The sequence below is a fragment of the Salinibacterium sp. GXW1014 genome, assembly GCF_044769865.1.
GTDB lineage: Bacteria > Actinomycetota > Actinomycetes > Actinomycetales > Microbacteriaceae > Homoserinimonas.
This window is the reverse complement of sequence record NZ_JBIZWA010000002.1, coordinates 331,455-351,212: the sequence shown is the minus strand read 5'-3', so window position 1 is coordinate 351,212 and position 19,758 is coordinate 331,455. Positions and strand designations below refer to the sequence as shown.

The 19,758-nt window shown below is 66.2% G+C and carries 18 protein-coding genes and 4 tRNA genes; 9 read left to right on the top strand and 13 right to left on the bottom strand.

Annotation, left to right across the window (positions count from 1 at the left end; all coding sequences use genetic code 11):
• Positions 1 to 16 precede the first annotated feature (16 nt).
• The 4 genes from ruvC to pdxS are packed head-to-tail and all read right to left on the bottom strand — an operon-like array spanning position 17 to position 2,871.
• Positions 17 to 580: a crossover junction endodeoxyribonuclease RuvC gene (gene ruvC, locus ACIQK7_RS11455; protein WP_403024854.1), complete on the bottom strand. Its 564-nt coding sequence runs from the start codon at positions 578 to 580 to the stop codon at positions 17 to 19.
• Positions 581 to 1,339: a YebC/PmpR family DNA-binding transcriptional regulator gene (locus ACIQK7_RS11450; protein WP_403024851.1), complete on the bottom strand. Its 759-nt coding sequence runs from the start codon at positions 1,337 to 1,339 to the stop codon at positions 581 to 583.
• A 37-nt stretch (positions 1,340 to 1,376) separates the two neighbouring features.
• Positions 1,377 to 1,994 (bottom strand): pyridoxal 5'-phosphate synthase glutaminase subunit PdxT, encoded by a 618-nt coding sequence (pdxT, locus tag ACIQK7_RS11445; protein WP_403024848.1) that lies wholly within the window; start codon positions 1,992 to 1,994, stop codon positions 1,377 to 1,379.
• Positions 1,984 to 2,871 (bottom strand): pyridoxal 5'-phosphate synthase lyase subunit PdxS, encoded by an 888-nt coding sequence (gene pdxS / locus ACIQK7_RS11440; protein WP_403024845.1) that lies wholly within the window; start codon positions 2,869 to 2,871, stop codon positions 1,984 to 1,986. Before pdxS ends, pdxT begins: the two co-directional genes overlap by 11 nt.
• A 62-nt stretch (positions 2,872 to 2,933) precedes the next feature.
• On the opposite strand from pdxS, the gene ACIQK7_RS11435 reads away from it, so the two are divergent.
• Both ACIQK7_RS11435 and pdxY read left to right on the top strand, forming a co-directional pair.
• Positions 2,934 to 4,283, top strand: a complete 1,350-nt coding sequence (locus ACIQK7_RS11435) for an aminotransferase class I/II-fold pyridoxal phosphate-dependent enzyme (RefSeq protein WP_403024843.1) — start codon at positions 2,934 to 2,936, stop codon at positions 4,281 to 4,283.
• Between the two features lie 27 nt (positions 4,284 to 4,310).
• The gene (pdxY, locus tag ACIQK7_RS11430; RefSeq protein WP_403024841.1) at positions 4,311 to 5,162 is read left to right on the top strand and encodes a pyridoxal kinase PdxY; all 852 of its coding nucleotides are present in this window, start codon (positions 4,311 to 4,313) and stop codon (positions 5,160 to 5,162) included.
• A 22-nt stretch (positions 5,163 to 5,184) separates the two neighbouring features.
• On the opposite strand, the gene ACIQK7_RS11425 is transcribed toward pdxY, so the two are convergent.
• The 5 genes from ACIQK7_RS11425 to ACIQK7_RS11405 form a co-directional block, all read right to left on the bottom strand.
• Positions 5,185 to 5,751 carry an HIT family protein gene (locus ACIQK7_RS11425; protein ID WP_403024839.1) on the bottom strand — a complete coding sequence of 189 codons (567 nt, stop codon included), beginning with the start codon at positions 5,749 to 5,751 and terminating at the stop codon, positions 5,185 to 5,187.
• Entirely contained in the window at positions 5,751 to 7,706 is a 1,956-nt protein-coding gene (thrS, locus tag ACIQK7_RS11420) for a threonine--tRNA ligase (protein WP_403024836.1), read from the bottom strand. The genes ACIQK7_RS11425 and thrS overlap by 1 nt, the downstream gene beginning before the upstream one ends.
• A gap of 92 nt (positions 7,707 to 7,798) precedes the next feature.
• Positions 7,799 to 7,873: transfer RNA gene (locus tag ACIQK7_RS11415), tRNA-Val, on the bottom strand.
• 19 nt (positions 7,874 to 7,892) lie between these two features.
• Positions 7,893 to 7,966: transfer RNA gene (locus ACIQK7_RS11410), tRNA-Cys, on the bottom strand.
• A 34-nt stretch (positions 7,967 to 8,000) separates the two neighbouring features.
• Positions 8,001 to 8,072, bottom strand: a tRNA-Gly gene (locus ACIQK7_RS11405).
• A gap of 149 nt (positions 8,073 to 8,221) precedes the next feature.
• Between ACIQK7_RS11405 and ACIQK7_RS11400 the strand changes: the two genes are divergently transcribed.
• Positions 8,222 to 8,297, top strand: a tRNA-Val gene (locus ACIQK7_RS11400).
• 25 nt (positions 8,298 to 8,322) lie between these two features.
• Here ACIQK7_RS11400 and ACIQK7_RS11395 read toward each other — a convergent pair.
• The 3 genes from ACIQK7_RS11395 to zapE form a co-directional block, all read right to left on the bottom strand.
• Positions 8,323 to 9,180: a hypothetical protein gene (locus tag ACIQK7_RS11395; RefSeq protein ID WP_403024834.1), complete on the bottom strand. Its 858-nt coding sequence runs from the start codon at positions 9,178 to 9,180 to the stop codon at positions 8,323 to 8,325.
• 112 nt (positions 9,181 to 9,292) lie between these two features.
• On the bottom strand, positions 9,293 to 10,507 hold the full coding sequence (locus tag ACIQK7_RS11390) for an ammonium transporter (protein ID WP_403024832.1): 1,215 nt from the start codon (positions 10,505 to 10,507) through the stop codon (positions 9,293 to 9,295).
• 212 nt (positions 10,508 to 10,719) lie between these two features.
• Positions 10,720 to 11,757: a cell division protein ZapE gene (zapE, locus tag ACIQK7_RS11385; RefSeq protein ID WP_403024829.1), complete on the bottom strand. Its 1,038-nt coding sequence runs from the start codon at positions 11,755 to 11,757 to the stop codon at positions 10,720 to 10,722.
• A 160-nt stretch (positions 11,758 to 11,917) separates the two neighbouring features.
• On the opposite strand from zapE, the gene ACIQK7_RS11380 reads away from it, so the two are divergent.
• Positions 11,918 to 12,817 (top strand): sulfurtransferase, encoded by a 900-nt coding sequence (locus ACIQK7_RS11380; RefSeq protein ID WP_403024827.1) that lies wholly within the window; start codon positions 11,918 to 11,920, stop codon positions 12,815 to 12,817.
• Between the two features lie 29 nt (positions 12,818 to 12,846).
• Positions 12,847 to 13,287, top strand: coding sequence for a SufE family protein (locus ACIQK7_RS11375; RefSeq protein WP_403024824.1), 441 nt, complete (start codon positions 12,847 to 12,849; stop codon positions 13,285 to 13,287).
• On the opposite strand, the gene ACIQK7_RS11370 is transcribed toward ACIQK7_RS11375, so the two are convergent.
• On the bottom strand, positions 13,253 to 14,464 hold the full coding sequence (locus ACIQK7_RS11370; protein WP_403024821.1) for an alpha/beta hydrolase family protein: 1,212 nt from the start codon (positions 14,462 to 14,464) through the stop codon (positions 13,253 to 13,255). The two genes, ACIQK7_RS11375 and ACIQK7_RS11370, sit on opposite strands and share 35 nt — an antisense overlap.
• Before the next feature lie 22 nt (positions 14,465 to 14,486).
• On the opposite strand from ACIQK7_RS11370, the gene ACIQK7_RS11365 reads away from it, so the two are divergent.
• The 4 genes from ACIQK7_RS11365 (at position 14,487) to ACIQK7_RS11350 (ending at position 19,731) form a co-directional block, all read left to right on the top strand.
• On the top strand, positions 14,487 to 15,080 hold the full coding sequence (locus tag ACIQK7_RS11365; protein WP_403024818.1) for a DUF3000 domain-containing protein: 594 nt from the start codon (positions 14,487 to 14,489) through the stop codon (positions 15,078 to 15,080).
• Between the two features lie 13 nt (positions 15,081 to 15,093).
• Positions 15,094 to 16,326 carry an HRDC domain-containing protein gene (locus ACIQK7_RS11360; RefSeq protein ID WP_403024815.1) on the top strand — a complete coding sequence of 411 codons (1,233 nt, stop codon included), beginning with the start codon at positions 15,094 to 15,096 and terminating at the stop codon, positions 16,324 to 16,326.
• Positions 16,327 to 16,408: 82 nt separating this feature from the next.
• Positions 16,409 to 17,599: an acetyl-CoA C-acyltransferase gene (locus tag ACIQK7_RS11355; protein ID WP_370454509.1), complete on the top strand. Its 1,191-nt coding sequence runs from the start codon at positions 16,409 to 16,411 to the stop codon at positions 17,597 to 17,599.
• Positions 17,599 to 19,731: a 3-hydroxyacyl-CoA dehydrogenase NAD-binding domain-containing protein gene (locus ACIQK7_RS11350; protein WP_403024812.1), complete on the top strand. Its 2,133-nt coding sequence runs from the start codon at positions 17,599 to 17,601 to the stop codon at positions 19,729 to 19,731. Before ACIQK7_RS11355 ends, ACIQK7_RS11350 begins: the two co-directional genes overlap by 1 nt.
• Positions 19,732 to 19,758: the final 27 nt, after the last annotated feature.

Sequence of the window (19,758 nt, the reverse complement as noted above, 5' to 3'; positions counted from 1 at the left end):
TGAGGAGCCCCCGACGTCACCGTCGACGTTCTGCGGCGCGCCACGCCTGCTGTGCGGGAGTTCCGGCATCCGCCCGAGCCGGCGCGCTCGTCGCGCCGCCTCGCCACGCATGACAGAGGGCGAGCGCGAGGGCGTCGGCCGCGTCTGCCGGGGTCGGCGGGGCCGAGAGTTCGAGGATGCGGGCCACCATCTCGCCGACCTGCCGCTTGTCGGCAGCGCCGTAGCCGGTCACCGCCGCCTTGACTTCGGAGGGGGTGTGGAGTCCCACGGGAAGTGAGCGGCGTCCCGCAGCCAACAGCACGACGCCACTTACCTGTGCCGTGCCCATCACCGAGCGGAGGTTGTGCTGCGCGAAGACACGCTCCAGGGCGATCGCGCTCGGGCGGTGTTCGTCGAGCAGGCCGTCGAGCGCGTCGCCGATGAGTTGGAGACGTCGCTCAAGGGGCATGTCAGCGGGCGTCCTGATCACACCGACGTCGATGAGCCGGGCGCGCCTGCCCGCCATGACATCGATGACACCGATGCCGCAGCGGGTGAGCCCGGGATCAACGCCGAGGATGCGTGCAGGCGAGCCGGACAACTAGTCCTCGTCGAGTTCGGCCTGGGTCTCCGGCGACAGGGAGTAGTTGACGAAGACGTTCTGCACGTCGTCGCTGTCTTCGAGCGCGTCGATCAGCTTGAACACCTTGCGCGCTGTCTCGGCGTCGATCTCGACGCTGAGGTTCGGCACGAACTCCGCCTCCGCCGAGTCATAGTCGATGCCGGCATCCTGCAGCGCGGTGCGGACGGCGACGAGGTCGGAGGGGTCGGTGATGACCTCGAAGCCCGCTCCCCGGTCGACGACCTCTTCGGCTCCGGCATCGAGCACGGCGAGGAGGACGTCGTCCTCCGTCAGGCCCTCGGTCTTCGTGATCGACACGACGCCCTTGCGCGAGAAGTTGTAGGCCACGCTTCCCGGGTCGGCCATGTTGCCGCCGTTGCGCGTCATGGCGGTGCGAACCTCGGCCGCGGCGCGGTTCTTGTTGTCTGTGAGACATTCGATGAGGAGTGCGACACCGCCCTGCGCGTAGCCCTCGTACATGATCGTCATGTATTCGACGGACTCACCAGTGAGGCCCGCGCCACGCTTGATCGCGCGATCGATGTTGTCATTGGGCACCGAGGTCTTCTTGGCCTTCTGCACCGCGTCGACGAGGGTCGGATTGCCCGAGAGGTCAGCGCCACCGATCTTGGCTGCGACCTCGATGTTCTTGATCAGCTTCGCGAAGGACTTGGCCCTGCGCGCGTCGATGACCGCCTTCTTGTGCTTCGTGGTTGCCCATTTGGAATGCCCTGACATGGAGAACATCCTATAGAGGGCCTCTGCCTTGCCGTGCTCAGTCGCGGCCCGCCGCTTCGCGCGCGAGAGCGATGAGCCTGGCGTGGAATCGGTCTTCCCCCGAGATCTCCGGGTGGAAGGCAATGCCGAGCAGCCTCCCTTGCTGCACGGCGACGATCTTCCCGTCGTCGAGGCGTCCCAGCACGGTCACCGCCTGGCCGACCTCCTCAATGGCGGGAGCCCGGATGAAGACGGCGCGCAACGCCGGGCCACCAAGTTCTGGCACGGCGATTTCGGTTTCGAACGACTCGCCCTGGCTCCCGAAGGCGTTCCGCCGCACGGTCGCATCGAGTCCGCCGAAGGTCCTCTGGCCAGGGGCTCTCCCCTGGATGCGATCCGCGAGCATGATGAGGCCAGCACAGGTGCCCAGTACGGGCAGCCCTCGCGCTATCGCCTCCTTGATGGGCCCATCCAGCCCGAACGCGCGCGAGAGCTTGTCGATCACGGTCGACTCACCGCCCGGGATGACGAGCGCGTCAACGGTCGCGAGATCTGCCGGAGTGCGCACGGGCCGCGCCTCCGTGTTCAGGCGCCGCAGCACATCGAGGTGTTCGCGCACCGCCCCCTGCAGGGCCAGGACACCGACCGTGATCTGGGCTGGCGTGCTACCAGCCACGCTCAGCGAGCCGATGGGGAGCCGGAAGATCGCCGACGTTGATCCCCACCATCGCCTCGCCGAGGCCGCGGGAGGTCTCGGCGATGACCGCCGGGTCGTCGTGGAAGGTGGTTGCCTTGACGATGGCCGCGGCACGCTTCGCGGGATTGCCCGACTTGAAGATGCCGGAGCCAACGAAGACACCGTCGGCTCCGAGTTGCATCATGAGTGCGGCATCCGCGGGCGTCGCGACTCCCCCAGCCGTGAACAGCACGACGGGGAGCGTGCCCGTCTTCGCGACCTCGACCACGAGTTCATACGGCGCCTGCAGATCCTTGGCCGCGACGTACAACTCGTCATCACTCATGGATGTCAGACGGGCGACCTCTCCGCGGATCGTGCGGATGTGCTTGGTCGCCTCCGAGACGTCACCCGTGCCTGCTTCGCCCTTGGAGCGGATCATGGCGGCTCCCTCGTTGACGCGTCGCAGCGCCTCCCCGAGGTTGGTGGCGCCGCAGACGAAGGGCACCGTGAACTTCCACTTGTCGATGTGGTTGACGTAGTCGGCTGGGCTCAGCACCTCGGACTCGTCGATGTAGTCGACGCCGAGCGACTGCAGCACCTGGGCCTCGACGAAGTGGCCGATGCGCGCCTTCGCCATTACGGGGATGGAGACGGATGCGATGATCTCGTCGATGAGGTCGGGATCGCTCATCCTTGCGACGCCACCCTGCGAGCGGATGTCCGCGGGCACACGCTCGAGGGCCATGACCGCGACGGCTCCCGCGTCCTCGGCGATTCGTGCCTGTTCGGCCGTGACGACGTCCATGATGACGCCGCCCTTCAGCATCTCGGCGAGCCCGCGCTTGACGCGAGCGGTGCCTACTGTCGTGGACATGCGCACTCCCTTGTTTGGCTTAGGCCAAAACCTAGCATGGCATGACCCATAGACTTGCTCGTGTGACGATCGGAGACACGCGGCTGACCCTCGAGCCCATCGGCGGCGAGACGGCGGCCGAGATCGCTGAGAGCGTTCGCGCGCTGATCGACCGCGGGACACTGACGCCTGGCGACATCCTCCCTCCCGTCCGTTCACTTGCGGAGCAGCTTGGGGTCAATCGCAATACCGTCGTGGCCGCCTACCGGCTGCTCAACCAGGCCGGCGCGGTGGAGACACGCGGGCGGGGCGGCACGCGCGTCGCGATCCGGGCCGCAGTGCCCCTTGAGGGATACGCGCCCGACTCAGTGCTTCGCGATGTCGCGAACGGCAACCCCGACCCCGCTCTCATTCCCGACCTCTCCCCCGCACTCGCGACTCTCGCGGGGCGTCCGGTCCTCTATGGCGAGCCGACGATCGATCCCTCCCTCGAACGCTGGGCGCACGCGTGGATCACCCGGGACCTCGGCACGCGGGACGACCTGCGCCTCACCGTCACAGGTGGCGCGGTCGATGCGCTCGAGCGGCTCTTCGCGGATGCGCTGGCTCGCGACGACCTCGTCGGTCTCGAGGACCCGTGCTTCCTCTCCGCACTCCGCACGGTGCGTGTCGGCGGATACCGGCCGCATGCGATCCCGGTCGACGACGAGGGCATGACGGTCGTCGGCCTTCGTGCTGCCCTCGCGGCCGGCGTCCGCGCGATCGTCTGCACGCCCCGCGCCCACAACCCGACGGGGGCCAGCCTCACGCCCGAGCGCGCGGCGGCACTGCGAGAGGTCCTCGCCGAGCATCCGCATGTGCTCGTCATCGAAGACGACCACTTCTCGCTGCTGTCGCGCCGCCCCTATGTCTCGATCATCGGCCCGGAACACCGCCGCTGGGCGCTCATCCGCTCGGTCTCGAAGTTCCTGGGGCCCGACCTCTGCCTCGCGGTCACCGCGAGCGACGCCGAGACCGCGGCTCGGCTCGCCGAACGGCTGAGCCCGGGGTCGACCTGGGTGAGCCACCTGCTGCAGCGCCTCGTGGTCGCGCTCGTCGTCGATGATGACGTGATGGCGGCAGTCGAGCACGCCGCCGAACACTACCGAGAGCGGAACGCCGCGTTCGCGGAGCACGCTCGCGCCGTCGGCCTGCCGTGTCGTGCGGGCGACGGCTTGAGCCTGTGGCTGCCCCTGCCGGCCCCCGCCCGCGCTGTCACGGAGCAACTGATGCGCCGCGGCTGGCTTGCCCGTCCCGGTGATGACTTCCTGCTCGCCGGGGAGGCAGCGCCGCGCCACCTCCGACTTACCGTCCACGACCTGAGCGACGAGGATGCTGCCCGGCTGGCAGCGGACATCGCCGCCGCGGTCGACACCGTCCTCCGCACCACCTGAACCGTCCGCTATCCCGCAGGAGCCCTTGTGAAGATCCTCTCCATCCAGTCCGCCGTCGCCTACGGCCATGTCGGCAACTCCGCCGCCGTGTTCCCGCTGCAGCGCATCGGCGTCGAGGTGTACCCCGTCTACACCGTGAACTTCTCGAACCACACGGGCTACGGCGCCTGGCGCGGACCGCTCATCAGCCCGGACGAAGTTCTCGAGGTGATCACGGGCATCGAGGAGCGTGGCGCCTTCGCCGACATCGATGTCGTACTCTCCGGCTACCAGGGCAGCGAGGGCATCGCGGATGTCATCCTTGACGCGGTTGCGCGGGTCAAAGCCGCGAACCCAAGCGCTGTGTACTCCTGCGATCCGGTCATGGGCAATGCGAAGTCCGGATGCTTCGTGGCCCCCGCTATCCCGATCCTCCTGCGGGAGCGGGTTGCGCCCGCCGCCGACATCATCACGCCCAACCAGTTCGAGCTGGGCTTCCTCACGGAGACGGAGCCAGCCGACCTCGACTCGACGCTGGCATCGGTCGATGCCGCTCGCGCGATGGGGCCGAGCACGGTGCTCGTCACGAGCGTCGAGCGACCGGAGCGGCCGGAGGGAACGATCGAGATGCTCGCGGTGGATGACAAGGGCGCCTGGATCGTGCAGACCCCGCACATCCCGATGAAGGCGAACGGCTCTGGCGACGTCACCGCCGCGCTCTTCTCTGCCCACTACCGCGAGACGGGCGACGCCGCGACGGCCCTCGCTCGCACCACGTCCAGCGTCTACGACCTCCTACAGACGACCTACGATGCCGGTTCGCGGGAGCTGCTGCTCGTGGAGGCGCAGGAGGCCTACGCTCATCCGCGCCTGCAGTTCGAGGTCACGCAGGTGCGCTGACCGCACACCGGATGCCGCCTGGTCAGTCCTTGGGCCAGGCGGCGGCGATCTCGTCGCGAACCTCGCCCAGCAGGCGCGGCACGGCCTTCGTCTTGGCGACGATGGGAAAGAAGTTCGAGTCGAGCGCCCACCGCGGCACGATGTGCTGGTGCAGGTGCTCGGCGATGCCGGCGCCGGCGATGCGGCCCTGGTTCATGCCGAGGTTGAAGCCATCGCACGACGACGTTGCCTTGAGCACCCGCATGGCGGTCTGCGTGAGGCTCCCGATCTCGGCGACCTCCTCGGCGTTGGCCTCGTCGTAGGTCGCGATGTGGCGGTAGGGGCACACCAGCAGGTGGCCGGAGTTGTAGGGGTAGAGGTTCAAAAGCACGTAGGCGTGCTTGCCCCTCGCGACGATGAGGCCCTTCTCGTCCGGCATCGTGGGCGCGTTGCAGAAGGGGCAGTCGTGCGCGGGCGGCTGTTGCCCGTCTTCGATGTAGACGAGACGGTGCGGCGTCCAGAGGCGCTGGAACGCATCCGGGCTCGCGGCGAAACCGCTCGCGGCCTCCCGCTCAGTCCCTTCGAACTCGTCCGGCTCGTACGAGGCCATCAGACCTGGGCCTTGCTGGCGATCGTCTCCAGGATGCGCGCAATCGCCTCGTCGACCGGGACGCCATTCTCCTGGCTGCCGTCCCTGAAGCGGAAGCTCACCGCCCCATTCGCCCGATCCTCCTCGCCAGCGATGAGCTGGAAGGGAACCTTCGCCTTGGTGTGCGTACGAATCTTCTTGGGCATCCGGTCACTCGAGAGGTCGACCTCCGCACGCACGCCACGCGCCTTGAGCTTCGCGACGACCTCCGAGAGGTAGTCGTTGTACTCCTCCGCGACGGGGATGCCAACGACCTGCACGGGAGAGAGCCACACAGGGAAGGCGCCCGCGTAGTGCTCGAGGAGGATCGCGAAGAAGCGCTCGATCGATCCGAGCAGTGCCCGGTGGATCATGACGGGCTGCTGGCGCGTGCCATCTGCCGCCGTGTACTCGAGCTCGAAGAGTTCCGGCTGGTTGAAGTCCAGCTGCACGGTCGAGAGTTGCCACGTGCGACCGATGGCATCCCGCGCCTGCACCGAGATCTTGGGCCCGTAGAACGCGGCGCCGCCCGGGTCGTTGACCAGTTCGAGGCCGGACTCCTCGCCGACCTGGCGGAGCGTCTCGGTTGCCTCCTCCCACTGCTCGTCCGTGCCGACCGACTTCTCGGGGTCGCGGGTCGACAATTCGAGGTAGAAGTCGTCGAGCCCGTAACCGCGCAGCGTCTCGAACACGAACTCGAGCTGGCGCTTGATCTCGTCTTTCACCTGCTCGGGAGTCACATAGATGTGGGCGTCGTCCTGCGTCAGTCCGCGCACCCGGGTGAGGCCCGAGAGCGTGCCGCTCTTCTCGTAGCGGTAGACGGTGCCGAACTCGGCGAGCCTCAGGGGCAGTTCACGGTAGCTGCGGCCCCGCGCTCGGAAGATCAGATTGTGGAAGGGACAGTTCATGGGCTTCAGGTAGTAGTCCTGGCCCTGCTTCGTGACGTGCCCGTCGGCATCCCGCTCTTCGTCGAGGTGCATGGCGGGGAACATGCCGTCCTTGTACCAGTTCAGGTGCTGGCTCGTCTCGAAGAGGTGGCCCTTCGTGATGTGAGGCGTGTTGACGAGTTCGTAGTCGTGCGACAGCAACTGCTGCCGCATATAGTTCTCGATCTCGTTGCGGATGATGCCGCCCTTGGGATGGAAGACGGCGAGGCCCGAGCCGATCTCCTCGGGGAACGAGAAGAGGTCGAGTTCCGAGCCCAGCTTGCGATGATCGCGCTTCGCCGCCTCCTCGAGACGGGTCGTGTAGGCGCGCAGCTCGTCCTTGCTGGGCCAGGCGGTGCCGTAGACGCGCTGGAGCTGCTTGTTCTTTTCGGAACCCCGCCAGTAGGCGGCGGCCGTCCGCATGAGCTTCCAGCCATTGCCGATCATGCGGGTGTTCGGCAGGTGCGGACCGCGGCACAGGTCCTTCCACACCGTCTCCCCCGTCTTCGGGTCAACGTTGTCGTAGATCGTGAGCTCCCCTGCGCCGACCTCGACCGCCTCGTTGTCCCCGCCCTCGGCTGCGGAACCCTTGAGACCGATCAGTTCGAGCTTGTAGGGCTCCTCGGCGAGCTCAGCACGTGCCTCGTCGTCGCTCACGACCCGGCGCACGAAGCGCTGGCCCTGCTTGATGATCCGCTCCATGGCCTTCTCGATCGCCTTCAGGTCTTCGGGTGTGAAGGGCTGCTCGACATCGAAGTCGTAGTAGAAGCCGTCGGTGACGGGTGGGCCGATGCCGAGCTTCGCCTCCGGGTTGATCGACTGCACTGCCTGGGCCGCGACGTGCGCGGCGGAGTGGCGCAGGATGTTCAGCCCGTCCTCGGAGTCGATGCGTACGGGCTCGATCTCGTCAGCGTCGGTGACGGTTGCGGCCAGGTCCCTCAATTCCCCGTTGACGCGCATTGCGACGATGTCGCGGTCTGTGAAGAGGTCGAATCCTGACTGCTGGCTCATTCGGCCAAGTTTAGTGGGCGGATGCCCCCTGCTCTGCTCTGCCCTGCACGGAAACGCTGAAGGCCCCGGATCTCTCCGGGGCCTTCGATGTCTGGTGGGCGATACTGGGATCGAACCAGTGACCTCTTCCGTGTCAGGGAAGCGCGCTACCGCTGCGCCAATCGCCCATTGTGTTGTCTTACCGAGTGGAGGTGGCGACGGGATTCGAACCCGTGTGGACGGCTTTGCAGGCCGCTGCCTCGCCTCTCGGCCACGCCACCGTGGAGGGTTCCCACGTGCGTGAGACTTCACTCGAGCGGATGACGAGATTCGAACTCGCGACCCTCACCTTGGCAAGGTGATGCGCTACCACTGCGCCACATCCGCATTTGCTCGCATTTCTGCGTGCTCAGGAACTCTATCCGATGAATCTCTCCGACACCAAACCGACGCAGCCCGGGCGCGTCACACGTCAATCTGAGGGCATTCGAGGTGTGCACGGAGCCACCGAAACCTATGGCAAGATTGTCGTTGACGGGCGATTGGCGCAGTTGGTAGCGCGCTTCCTTCACACGGAAGAGGTCATCGGTTCGAGTCCGGTATCGCCCACCACACAGCACAGGTCCCCTGAAGCAGATCAACCGCGTCGGGTTGCTGTCTTTCGGGCAGCCCCCAGTGCCATGAGCCCTTTTACGCAGGCAGCCGCCGCGATGGACAGCACGACCGTCGCGAGTACCGCTGCGGCCTGCCCGAGCATGAGCGTGGGTTGGCCGGTGAAGAAGAAACCGGCACGGTCATCGACAACACCTATTGCAAGGAGCCCGAGAAGCGCGCCGACCCCGGTCGCACGCAGAGCCGAGCACCACGCTTCAGACTCACTTCGCGCTGGCTCATCCGCAAGCAAGGCGAGGCACGCAGCGACGAGACCGATGCCTGCGGCTGCGACGAGGGAGACGGATGCGGCACACGCGGACGCGGCGGCGAGCCCGGCCAGCGAGCCTGTGAGCATTCGCTGTGCTGCGTGCTCACGGACGCGCAGGGAGAGCGCTCCTGCTGCAACCCCGCCGAAGACGCCCGCGGCCACGCAGTTCAGCACGAGTGGGCCGGTGAAGCCGCTGAGTTCGCCCTCAAGGGCGACCAGCCACCCCGACCACGCGGCGATCACGACGACCGTGAACACGAGAGTTCGCGCAGTCGATGATTCGTGCGCTTTCTCGCCCTCCGCGCGCTGACCCTGCGTCGACAGGGTCATGAGCCAGAGGAAGGCTCCTGCGCTCAGGTGCAGCGGCGCTGCGCCGCCGAAGTCGTGCGCCATGATGGCGCGAAGTTGGATGACGCCCGCCTCCAGCAGGGCGAGCGGCACGAAGCAGAACAGATACCAGGCCGCTGCTGACCAGACCGCCGACGAACGACCGACTCTCCCCCGCAGCGCCTCGATGAGCGCTGCCATGACCGCGAGTCCCATCACGAGCAGGAGGGACAGGTGACCGATCACCATTGCATCCTGCACTGTCTGGACGGACGACGCCTGCAGCCGGGGGTTGGCGCGCCGCAGGCACAGCGAACGGGGGTGCAGCCGACGGCTGCACCCCCGTTATCCCGAAGTGTCACGCGTTCTCGAGCGCGTAGCCCTCCTCGCCGTGGACGATCGTGTCGATGCCGGCGATCTCGTCTTCGTTCTTGACGCGGAAGCCGAGCGTCTTCTCGATCGCGAAGCCGAGCACGAGAGCGACCACGAAGGAGTAGATGAGCACGCCGAGCGCCGCGATAACCTGCACGAGCAGCTGGCCAGCGTCGCCACCAGTGAAGAGGCCGGTCTCGATCGCGAAGAAGCCCAGGTAGATCGTGCCGATGAGGCCACCGACGAGGTGGATGCCGACGACGTCGAGCGAGTCATCGAAGCCGAGCTTGAACTTCAGCTCGATCGCGAGGGCGCAGACCGCGCCGGCGACGACACCGAGCACGAGTGCCCAGATCGGGTCGAGGTTGGCACACGCAGGGGTGATGGCGACGAGGCCGGAGACCGCACCAGAGGCTGCGCCGACGGCGGTGGCCTTGCCGTCCTTGAGCTTCTCGACGACGGCCCAACCGAGGATGGCGGCGGCCGTGGCGCCCAGCGTGTTGACCGCGATGAGGCCGACTCCCGCGAGCCCGTTGGCGAACTCAGCGCCCGCGTTGAAGCCGAACCAACCGAACCACAGCACGGAGGCGCCGAGGAGCACGAGCGGCACGTTGTGCGGCTTGTGGGCGCCCTTCTGGAACACGACGCGCTTACCGAGTACGAGCGCGAGCGCGAGCGCGGCAGCACCGGCGTTGATGTGCACTGCCGTGCCACCCGCGTAGTCGATCACGGCGGGGAGACCCTCCATGATGGACTCACCGATGCTGAGGATCCAGCCGCCGCCCCAGACCCACGCTGCGACGGGGAAGTAGACGACTGTGGCCCAGATGCCGGCGAAGAGCATCCACGAACCGAACTTCGCGCGGTCAGCGATCGCACCCGAGATGAGCGCGACCGTGATGATCGCGAAGGTCGAGCCAAAGACGGCACCGATGAGGCCGTCATTGTCGAGGCCCGCGAGGCCGAAGTTTTCGCCGAAGGGGTTGCCGGAGAACGCCCACGGCCCAGTCGTTGCAGACATGTTGAATCCGTAGAGGATCCACAGCACGCCGATGAGCGCCATCGAGCCGAAACTCATCATCATCATGCTGACGACACTCTTGGCCTTCACCAGACCGCCATAGAAGAGCGCGACGCCCGGGGTCATGAAGAGCACGAGCGCCGTGGCCACGAGGGCCCAGGTCAGTTCGCCGGTATCCATAGCTTTTGCCTCTCTCGAATCAGGATCGACCGAGCATCGGGTCCCGCTGTCGGCGGGTCTGCGTCGGTACCGGCCCAGTTTCGTGAGGCAAGGTTTCGGCGGGTGTGTCCGGATATTTCCGCTGTGTTACGCCAGAACGGCATTCGTAAACAGCTTGTTTCCGGCTGCCTCGCATCCGCTGCGAAGGCACACTGGGAAGCCTGCGAGAAGCGCTATTCGCGCTGGCCGGAGGTCAGTGCGATCAGGCGCGATACAGCGCGCAGGTACTTCTTGCGGTACCCGCCGGCAAGCATGTCTGCGGGAAAGACCTCATCGAGCGGGGTTCCGCTCGCGACGATCTGCACCTGTGCGTCGTAAAGACGGTCGACGAACGCGACGAAGCGAAGGGCGTCGGTCTGGCTCGAGAAGGCCTGCACATCGAGCAGGCCGATCGCTGCGACGTTTTCGACAATCTTGACGTAGCGGGACGGATGTACCCGCCCGAGCAGTCCCAGTACCGCGGCGAAATCATCGAGAGTCGTCTCCCCCTCGATCTCCGCGAGACGCTCCGCGACTTCCTCTCCGGGCACAGTCACGGCGTGCCCCGAGTTCTCGCGGTGGCGGTAGTCGACTCCGTCGACACGCACCGTATTGAACTGTCCCGCAAGCGCGTCGATCTCGCGAAGAAAGTCCTGGGCGGCGAACCGGCCCTCCCCCAGCGCATTCGGAGGCGTATTGGATGTCGCGGCGATGCGTGTGCCCGATGCGACGAGCTCCCCGAGCAACCGCGCCATCAGCCGCGTGTCGCCCGGGTCATCGAGTTCGAACTCATCAATGCAGATCAGCGACGCGCCCTTCAGCGCCTTGACCGTGTCGGCATAGCCGAGCGCACCCACGAGGGCGGTGTACTCGATGAATGTGCCGAAGTACTTGCGGCCGCGCGCACGGTGCCACAGCGACGCGAGGAGGTGAGTCTTGCCAACGCCGAAACCGCCGTCGAGGTAGATGCCGGGCCGCGAATCATCATTCTTCTTGCGTGAGAACAGCCCACCGCGCTTCGGAGCAGCGCCCGAGGCGAATGCGCCCACGGCCGCGACTGCCTCGGCCTGCGAGGGGAAGTCAGCGTCTGGGCGGTAGTTGTCGAGCGAAGCCTGCATGAACTGGCGAGGCGGCACCAGGTGTTCCACCATCTCCTTGCCCGAGAGGCGGTCATCACGCTGCAGGAGACTCGTGGGAGCAGTCGTGGCAGGAGAGTGCTGGTCAACGGTCAAGAGGAATGAGCCTGTCTATCAGTGGCGAAGAAGCCCGTGTCGAAGTCTTACGCTCTGCTGCATTGGGGCACGCCGAGCGCCTACAGTCTTCAAGGGGAGATTCCCATGTTAACCCGCGCATCGCTGGCAGGATGCCGCAGAGACGCACCACGGAGGCACCATGACCGTCGCACGAGACGAGAATCCGAAGTTCGCCGAGTACGCGCATCCTGAGCGCCTTGTGAGCACTGGATGGCTCGCCGACAACCTCGGTACACCGGGCCTTGTCGTCGTTGAATCAGACGAAGACGTGCTGCTCTACGAGACGGGCCACATCCCAGGCGCAGTCAAGATCGACTGGCACACCGAACTCAACGACCCCGTGCAACGCGACTACATCGACGGCGAGGGTTTCGCCCGTCTGATGTCGGAGAAGGGCATCTCACGGGATTCGACCGTCGTGATCTACGGAGACAAGAGCAACTGGTGGGCCGCGTATGCCCTCTGGGTCTTCACGCTCTTCGGCCACGAGGATGTTCGCCTCCTCGACGGCGGGCGCGCCAAGTGGGAAGCGGAGGGGCGCGAGTATACGACGGATGTGCCCACACCCGACCGCACCGAATACCCGGTGGTAGAGCGCGATGACTCTGGCATTCGCGCCTATCGCGACGACGTCATTGCCCACCTCGGCAAGCCTCTCATCGATGTGCGCTCGCCGGAGGAGTACTCGGGGCAGCGCACGACCGCGCCGGCATACCCAGAGGAGTCATCGCTGCGCGCGGGGCATATCCCCACGGCCGTCAGCATCCCATGGGGTAAGGCGGCCGCAGAGGACGGCACGTTCCGTTCCCGTGACGAACTTGAGCGCCTGTACTTCGACGAGGCCAACATCTCGAAGGACGACGACGTCATCGCCTATTGCCGCATCGGAGAGCGGTCGAGTCACACCTGGTTCGTGCTCGCCTTCCTCCTCGGCATCGAGAACGTGCGCAACTATGACGGTTCCTGGACGGAATGGGGCTCGGCGGTGCGGGTGCCCATCGTTATTGGTGACGAGCCGGGTGACGTTCCTCAGCGTTGACCTCAGTGTCGGATGCGATACTCGGATGCGTGACTGAACATGCGCTTCCCGAGGCATTGACTGACATCCGCGACGAGTTCCTCGCTGTCGGGGAGAAGGAGCGGCTGACCCTCCTGCTCGAGTTCGCGAACGAGCTTCCGGAGCTGCCCGCTCGCTACTCAGAGCATCCGGATCTCCTCGAACGCGTGGAGGAGTGCCAGGCTCCCGTCTACCTCTTCGTCGAGGTCGACGATGCCGCCGTGGTGCACCTCTTCCTCACTGCGCCGAGGGAATCGCCCACGACTCGCGGTTTCGCCTCCATCCTGTCGCAGGGTCTTGAGGGCCTGACGGCCGACGAGGTACTCGGCGTTCCCGGTGACTTCCCGCAGACGATCGGGCTGTCGAAGGCGATCAGCCCGCTTCGACTGCACGGCATGACCGGGATGCTCGCGCGGATCAAGCGCCAGGTGCGGGAGAAGACGGCTCGCTGACGCGCACGTCGAGCCACTCGCGGATCACGCGCGTCCATCGCTCGGGGTCGACATTCCACACCCGCGTGTGCCCTGCACCGGCGATCTTCGGGAACGTCACGATGTCGGGCCGGGCGTGGGCTAGCGCCCGCGACGCAGAATTCGGCACGAACCTGTCATCGTCACTGTGCAGGATTAACATGGGGAGTCGGAGCTCCATCGCTCGCGTCACGAAATCGAGTCGTCGCAGGTCGATCGGTGCGGCCTGCCCGGTCATGACCCGCCCCCACGGGCGAGTCAGCAGGCGGTAGACGGCCGCCGTGAGGACGCGAGGGATGCGTCGGGCGCCCGCTTGGTGGTCGAGGGCCGTCACCCAGTCGACGACGGGAGATTCGAGCACGATCCCGGAGACGAAATGTGCGAGTCGTGACCGCGAGACCGCCTGCAGCACGGATGCTCCACCCATCGACCAGCCCATGAGGATGACCTCCTTGGCGCCGTTGTCGACGGCGAAGCGGATTGCCGCCTCGACGTCGAGCCACTCGATATCGCCGAGGGCGTAGAGTCCGTCGTCGCTGCGCGGCGCGAGTCCGTCGTTGCGATAGGAGACGAGAAGGGATGTAAAGCCTGCGTCGCGGAATACGGGGACCGCGCGGATGACCTCGCGCCGGTCGACCGCTCGGCCATGGACCTGGATCACCCACCTCCCCGTGTCGTCGGGTGCCGGAACACGCCACGCGGGGGCAATGCCGATTGTCGTTGACACATCGACCTCGTCGAAAGGAACCCCGAGCTCGCTCGGATCGCGGTAGTACCAGCCCGACAGGCGGCATCTGGCGCCGCGCCGCGGCGTGCCCTCCTCGACGGCATGGAGCTCTCGGACAACGCTGTTGGCGCTCACCTCCATCACAGCTCCGACCTTGGCGTAGCCGGAGTCCCGGTCGAACCACAGTCCGTAACGGCCGTCGATGACGGAGTCGGCGGTTCGTGTCAGCGTGATGGTGCCGTGATCGGCGTCGTGATCGAGGATCCTCATGTCCTCCGTGGCGCGGCGGGGTGGCGTCACGACGAGGCGAGCGACGAAGGAAGCGACACCCATGAACGCGACCGCGGCCGCGCCGAGGCCGATGGCCGACAGCATGCCGACCGCGAGCCACCAGGGGCGAGCGGGAGCGGCGTGCCTGCGTGCAAGGTACACGCTTGAACTTTAGTCTTCACTTGTGCCGAACAATGAAGCGGGTCCCATCCCGGCTCCTTTCCGCGATGCCGTGGACTCAATTCGGCGGGCGAGGTTCCGATCTGAGCTCAGCGTCAGCGACATCCCTTCCCCTTCCTCGCTCTCGCCGTACTCGCTCGCCCTCTCGGCTGACGTGACCCCGGCGCGGCATGACGAGGACTCCGAACTCGGCACGGGACGCTTCGTGCTGCTGCACGACCCTGATGCGCCCGAGGCGTGGGGCGGGGTCTTCCGGGTGGTCTGCTTTGTGCAGGCGCCGCTCGAGACCGACATCGGTGTCGACCCGTTCCTGGCGGATGTCGCGTGGTCGTGGCTGATCGATGCGCTCGACACGCGCGACGCTCGATATTCGAAGCCGTCCGGCACCGCGACAAAGATTCTCTCGACGGGCTACGGCGAGCTCGCGGACCAAGGCGATGGAGCGCAGATCGAACTGCGTGCATCGTGGACGCCCGATGATTCTGACGTCTCGAGCCATGTCGAAGGCTGGGGCGAATTGCTGTGCATGCTCGCTGGCCTGCCGCCGGCCGAAGGTGTCGCGTCTCTTTCAGCGCGCCGGGCGGCGCGTGACGTATGACGGGAGAACCACAATGACGGATGCCACCCCCGAGGCGGCTGAACCGAAGACGTACTCGGTCATCGAGACGCGCGACGAGTTTCTCAAGGCGGTCGCCCTGATCGCGGCGGGTGAGGGTCCGGTCGCGGTCGACGCGGAGCGAGCATCCGGGTACCGCTATTCCCAGCGTGCGTACCTCATCCAAGTCTTCCGCCGGGGGGCGGGTACCTTCCTCTTCGACCCGCCGGCGATCGGTGTCATGACGGAGTTGAACGAGGCGATCCGGGAGCTCGAGTGGGTCTTCCATGCCGCGAGCCAGGACCTCGACTGCCTGAAGGAGGTCGGACTCGTCCCTCAGCGCATCTTCGATACGGAACTGGGCGCACGTCTCGCCGGGCTCCCGAGAGTCGGCCTTGGCACCGTGGTCGAGACGCTCCTCGGGATCCACCTCGCCAAGGAGCACTCGGCGGCGGACTGGTCGACGAGGCCCCTCCCCGCGTCCTGGCTGCTCTACGCCGCCCTCGATGTCGAGCTCCTTCCCGACCTTCGCGACGCCGTCGCCAGCCTTCTGGAGGAGCAGGGCAAGACCGAGATCGCAGCGCAGGAGTTCGCCGATGTGCTTACGCGTCCTGCCCGCCCGAGTTCACGCGGCGAGGGCTGGCGTCGCCTTTCCGGCGTGCACTCGGTCCGGGGCGGCCGCAATCTGGCGGTCGCGAAGGCGCTGTGGGAGGCGCGGGATGCCTACGCCCGCGAGATCGACACCGCCCCGGGCAGGCTCGTTCCCGACTCGAGCCTCGTCGCCGCTGCAAAGGCGCTTCCTTCCAGCAAGAAGGAACTCGCCGGTATCAAAGAGTTCGTGGGTCGCGCCAGTCGCACCGAACTGTCCCGCTGGTGGGCAGCGATCGAGACTGGCCTCGCGAGCGAGGAGTTGCCGACACTGCGCGTTCCCGGAGGAGACTCCGTCCCGCCCCCAAAGGCCTGGGCGGATCGCAACCCCGATGCTGACGAGCGGCTCAAGCTGGTGCGGCCCCGCATCGTCGACCTTGCGGAGGAACTGCAGCTCCCGGTGGAGAACCTCCTGACCCCCGACACACTTCGGCGCGTCTCATGGTCGCCCCCGGAGCCGCTGAGTGCGGAAGCTCTCGCCGATAGCCTTGCCTCCCATGGCGCCAGGCGGTGGCAGATTGAAGCTACTGTACAGATCATCCACCAAGCCTTTGTAGAGGCTGCACAGTCTGCCTCGGAGCGCGACAACGCCGCTTCGTAGGAAGGTGCAAACGATTGAGGGCCGAAAATCGCCGCGCCTAGGATCAACCCAGATCTGAAATCAAGGAGGCGTTGTGGCCGAAATGCAGGATGTCGTGTTCATCGACGGGGTGAGGACCCCGTTCGGACGAGCCGGCGAAAAGGGTATGTACTGGAACACCCGCGCGGACGATCTCGTCGTGAAGGCGATGATCGCCCTCCTCGAGCGGAACCCCGCGGTGCCGAAGGACCGCATTGACGAGGTGGCGATCGCTGCCACGACCCAGACCGGTGACCAGGGGCTGACGCTCGGTCGCAGCACCGCGATCCTCGCGGGTCTCCCCCAGACCGTGCCCGGGTACGCGATCGATCGTATGTGCGCGGGCGCAATGACCTCCGTCACGACCGTCGCGGGTGGAATCGCCTTCGGCGCGTACGACCTCGCGATCGCGGGCGGTGTCGAGCACATGGGGCACCACCCGATGGGCTCGGGGGTCGATCCCAACCCTCGCTTCGTCGCAGAGAAGCTCGTCAACGCCGAGGCGCTCAACATGGGCAACACGGCCGAGAAGATCCACGACCGCTTCCCTGAGATCACGAAGGAGCGCGCCGACCGCTTCGCCCTCGGCAGCCAGCAGAAGTTCGCCGCCGCAGTTGCGGCAGGCAAGATCGACCCGGACCTCGTTCCCATCGCTGTCAAGACGGCTGAAGGCTGGGGCCTCGCATCCCGTGATGAGGCACCGCGCCCCGAGACGACGATGGAGGGGCTCGCGAACCTCAAGACGCCCTTCCGCCCCCACGGGCGTGTCACGGCGGGCAACTCCTCAGGCCTCAATGACGGCGCAACCGTCAGCCTGATGGCCAGCGCTCGCGCAGCCAAGGAACTCGGTCTGACGCCCAAGATGCGACTCGTGAGCTACGCCTTCGCTGGCGTGGAGCCCGAGATCATGGGCATCGGCCCCATCCCCTCCACAGAGAAGGCCCTCAAGAAGGCCGGACTCACAATCGACGACATCGGCCTCTTCGAGCTCAACGAGGCATTCGCCGTGCAGGTGCTCTCCCTTCTCGACCACTACGGCATCGCCGACGACGACCCGCGCGTGAACAAGTGGGGCGGTGCCATCGCCGTTGGGCATCCGCTCGCATCGTCCGGCGTGCGACTCATGATCCAGCTCGCGCGACAGTTCGAGGAGCACCCCGAGGTCCGATATGGCCTGACCGCGATGTGTGTCGGCCTCGGACAGGGCGGATCGGTCATCTGGGAGAACCCGCACTTCACTGGGAGGAAGAAGTAATGGCATCACAGTTCGATGAACTCACGGAGCTCTCCGCTGACGAGGTCGTCACTCACTCCTATGTGACTGACGTCCCGATCTCCGGCGGCCGCGTCCTCGCCCTCATCACGCTCGACAACGGCAAAGACCACAACCGGCCGAACACCTTCGGCCCGCGCGGACTCCTCGAGCTCGACGGTGTCCTCGACGGGCTGCGCGCGAGGGCCTCTCGCGGCGAGATCGCGGGTGTCGCGATCACTGGCAAGCAGTACATCCTCGCGGCCGGCGCGGACCTCAGCAAGGTCAGCGAGATCCCGAGCAAGGACGCAGCCAAGAAGCTTGCCCAGCTCGGTCACCAGGCGCTCGGCAAGCTCCACGACATGGGTGTTCCGTCGTTCGCCTTCATCAACGGTCTCGCGCTTGGTGGCGGCCTCGAGGTCGCCCTCCATGCCGACTACCGCACGGTGGACCGTTCGGGTGCCGGAATCGCGCTGCCCGAGGTGTTCCTTGGGATCATCCCCGGTTGGGGCGGAGCTTGGCTCCTCCCGAACCTCATCGGCATCGAGAACGCGCTCAAGGTCGTGATCGAGAACCCGCTGAAGAACAACACCATGCTCAAGCCTCAGCAGGCCTTCGACATGGGCATCGCCGACGTCATCTTCGACCCCGCGAACTTCCTCGAGGAGTCGATCCGGTGGGCGGACGCCGTCATCTCGGGTTCTGTGAAGGTCAAGCGCTCCAACGAGCCGGGCAAGATCGAGCGCGCCGTCAAGTGGGATGTCGCGATCGGCATTGCGCAGAAGATGCTCGAGAGCCGCATCGGCAAGGTTGCGAAGTCGCCCTACGCAGCGCTCGAGCTGCTCAAGGCGGCGAAAAACACCGACCGCGCGACCGGGTTCGCTGCTGAGGACGAGAAGCTCGCTGAGCTCATCGCTGGCGACCAGTTTGCCGCGAGCATCTACTCCTTCAACCTCGTGCAGAAGCGTGGCAAGCGGCCGGCGGGCGCTCCAGACAAGTCGCTTGCCAAGCCCGTGACGAAGATCGGCGTGATTGGGGCCGGGCTCATGGCCCAGCAGTTCGCGCTGCTCTTCGTGCGCAGGCTGAAGGTGCCGGTCGTGATCACCGACATCTCACAGGAGCAGATCGACAAGGGTCTTGCCTACATCCACGGTGAGATCGAGAAGCTCGAGTCGAAGGGCAAGCTGAGTCGCGACGACTCGAACCGCCTGAAGGCGCTCGTGACGGGCACGACGAACAAGGCGGACTTCGCGGACGCCGACTGGGTCATCGAGGCGATCTTCGAGAACCTCGAGGCCAAGCAGGACGTCTTCGCTGAGATCGAGAAGCACGTCTCCGACACGGCCGTCCTCGCGACCAACACCTCCTCGCTCTCTGTCGAGCAGATCGGTGCCAAGCTGGCGCACCCTGAGCGCGTGGTCGGCTTCCACTTCTTCAACCCGGTTGCGGTCATGCCGCTCATCGAGGTAGTGAAGACCCCCCACACGGATGACGCGACCCTGAGCACGGCGATGGTCACCGCCGCGAAGCTCTACAAGACCGCAGTCATCACGGCGGACACTCCCGGGTTCGTCGTGAACCGCGTGCTCGCCAAGCTCCTCGGCGAGGCGATGCATGCGGTGGACACGGGCACACCCTTCGAGGTGGTCAACACGGCAGCGGCCCCGCTCGGTCTGCCGATGTCGCCCTTCGAGCTGCTCGAGCTGGTGGGGCTGAAGGTCGGCGCACACGTTCTGGACACTCACCACGCTGCCTTCCCCGAGCGCTTCTTCGAGAGCACGAACCTGCACCGACTTGCCGAGCACGGTCGCATCTTCGATCGTGACAACAAGGGCAAGATCAAGGGCTTCGACAAGCAGGCGGTCAAGATCGTGTCTGGCGGTTCCACGCCCATGACGCGCGAGGAGATCCTTCGCCGACTCGAAGACGGTCTGGCTGACGAGATCAAGCGGATGCTGGACGACGGCGTCGTGGCCGCGGCGGAGGACATCGACCTCTGCATGCTGCTCGGGGCCGGCTGGCCGTTCCAGATGGGTGGTGCGACGCCCTATCTCGACCGGGTTGGAGCGTCCGAGCGAGTCTTCGGAGGTACCTTCCACTCCCCCGCCATCAGGGGGATCGACTCAGCGCGCTGACGCGAGACAGACAGGCGAGGGCCCGGA

What these genes read in the sequence shown, in the direction of transcription:
- thrS (WP_403024836.1), bottom strand. Translation starts at nt 7,706, where the DNA reads ATGAGCCAGCAGTCAGGATTCGACCTCTTCACAGACCGCGACATCGTC.
- ACIQK7_RS11355 (WP_370454509.1), top strand. Translation starts at nt 16,409, where the DNA reads ATGCAGGATGTCGTGTTCATCGACGGGGTGAGGACCCCGTTCGGACGA.
- pdxS (WP_403024845.1), bottom strand. Translation starts at nt 2,871, where the DNA reads ATGTCCACGACAGTAGGCACCGCTCGCGTCAAGCGCGGGCTCGCCGAG.
- ACIQK7_RS11350 (WP_403024812.1), top strand. Translation starts at nt 17,599, where the DNA reads ATGGCATCACAGTTCGATGAACTCACGGAGCTCTCCGCTGACGAGGTC.
- ACIQK7_RS11425 (WP_403024839.1), bottom strand. Translation starts at nt 5,751, where the DNA reads ATGGCCTCGTACGAGCCGGACGAGTTCGAAGGGACTGAGCGGGAGGCC.
- ACIQK7_RS11450 (WP_403024851.1), bottom strand. Translation starts at nt 1,339, where the DNA reads ATGTCAGGGCATTCCAAATGGGCAACCACGAAGCACAAGAAGGCGGTC.
- ACIQK7_RS11390 (WP_403024832.1), bottom strand. Translation starts at nt 10,507, where the DNA reads ATGGATACCGGCGAACTGACCTGGGCCCTCGTGGCCACGGCGCTCGTG.
- ACIQK7_RS11380 (WP_403024827.1), top strand. Translation starts at nt 11,918, where the DNA reads ATGACCGTCGCACGAGACGAGAATCCGAAGTTCGCCGAGTACGCGCAT.
- ACIQK7_RS11360 (WP_403024815.1), top strand. Translation starts at nt 15,094, where the DNA reads ATGACGGATGCCACCCCCGAGGCGGCTGAACCGAAGACGTACTCGGTC.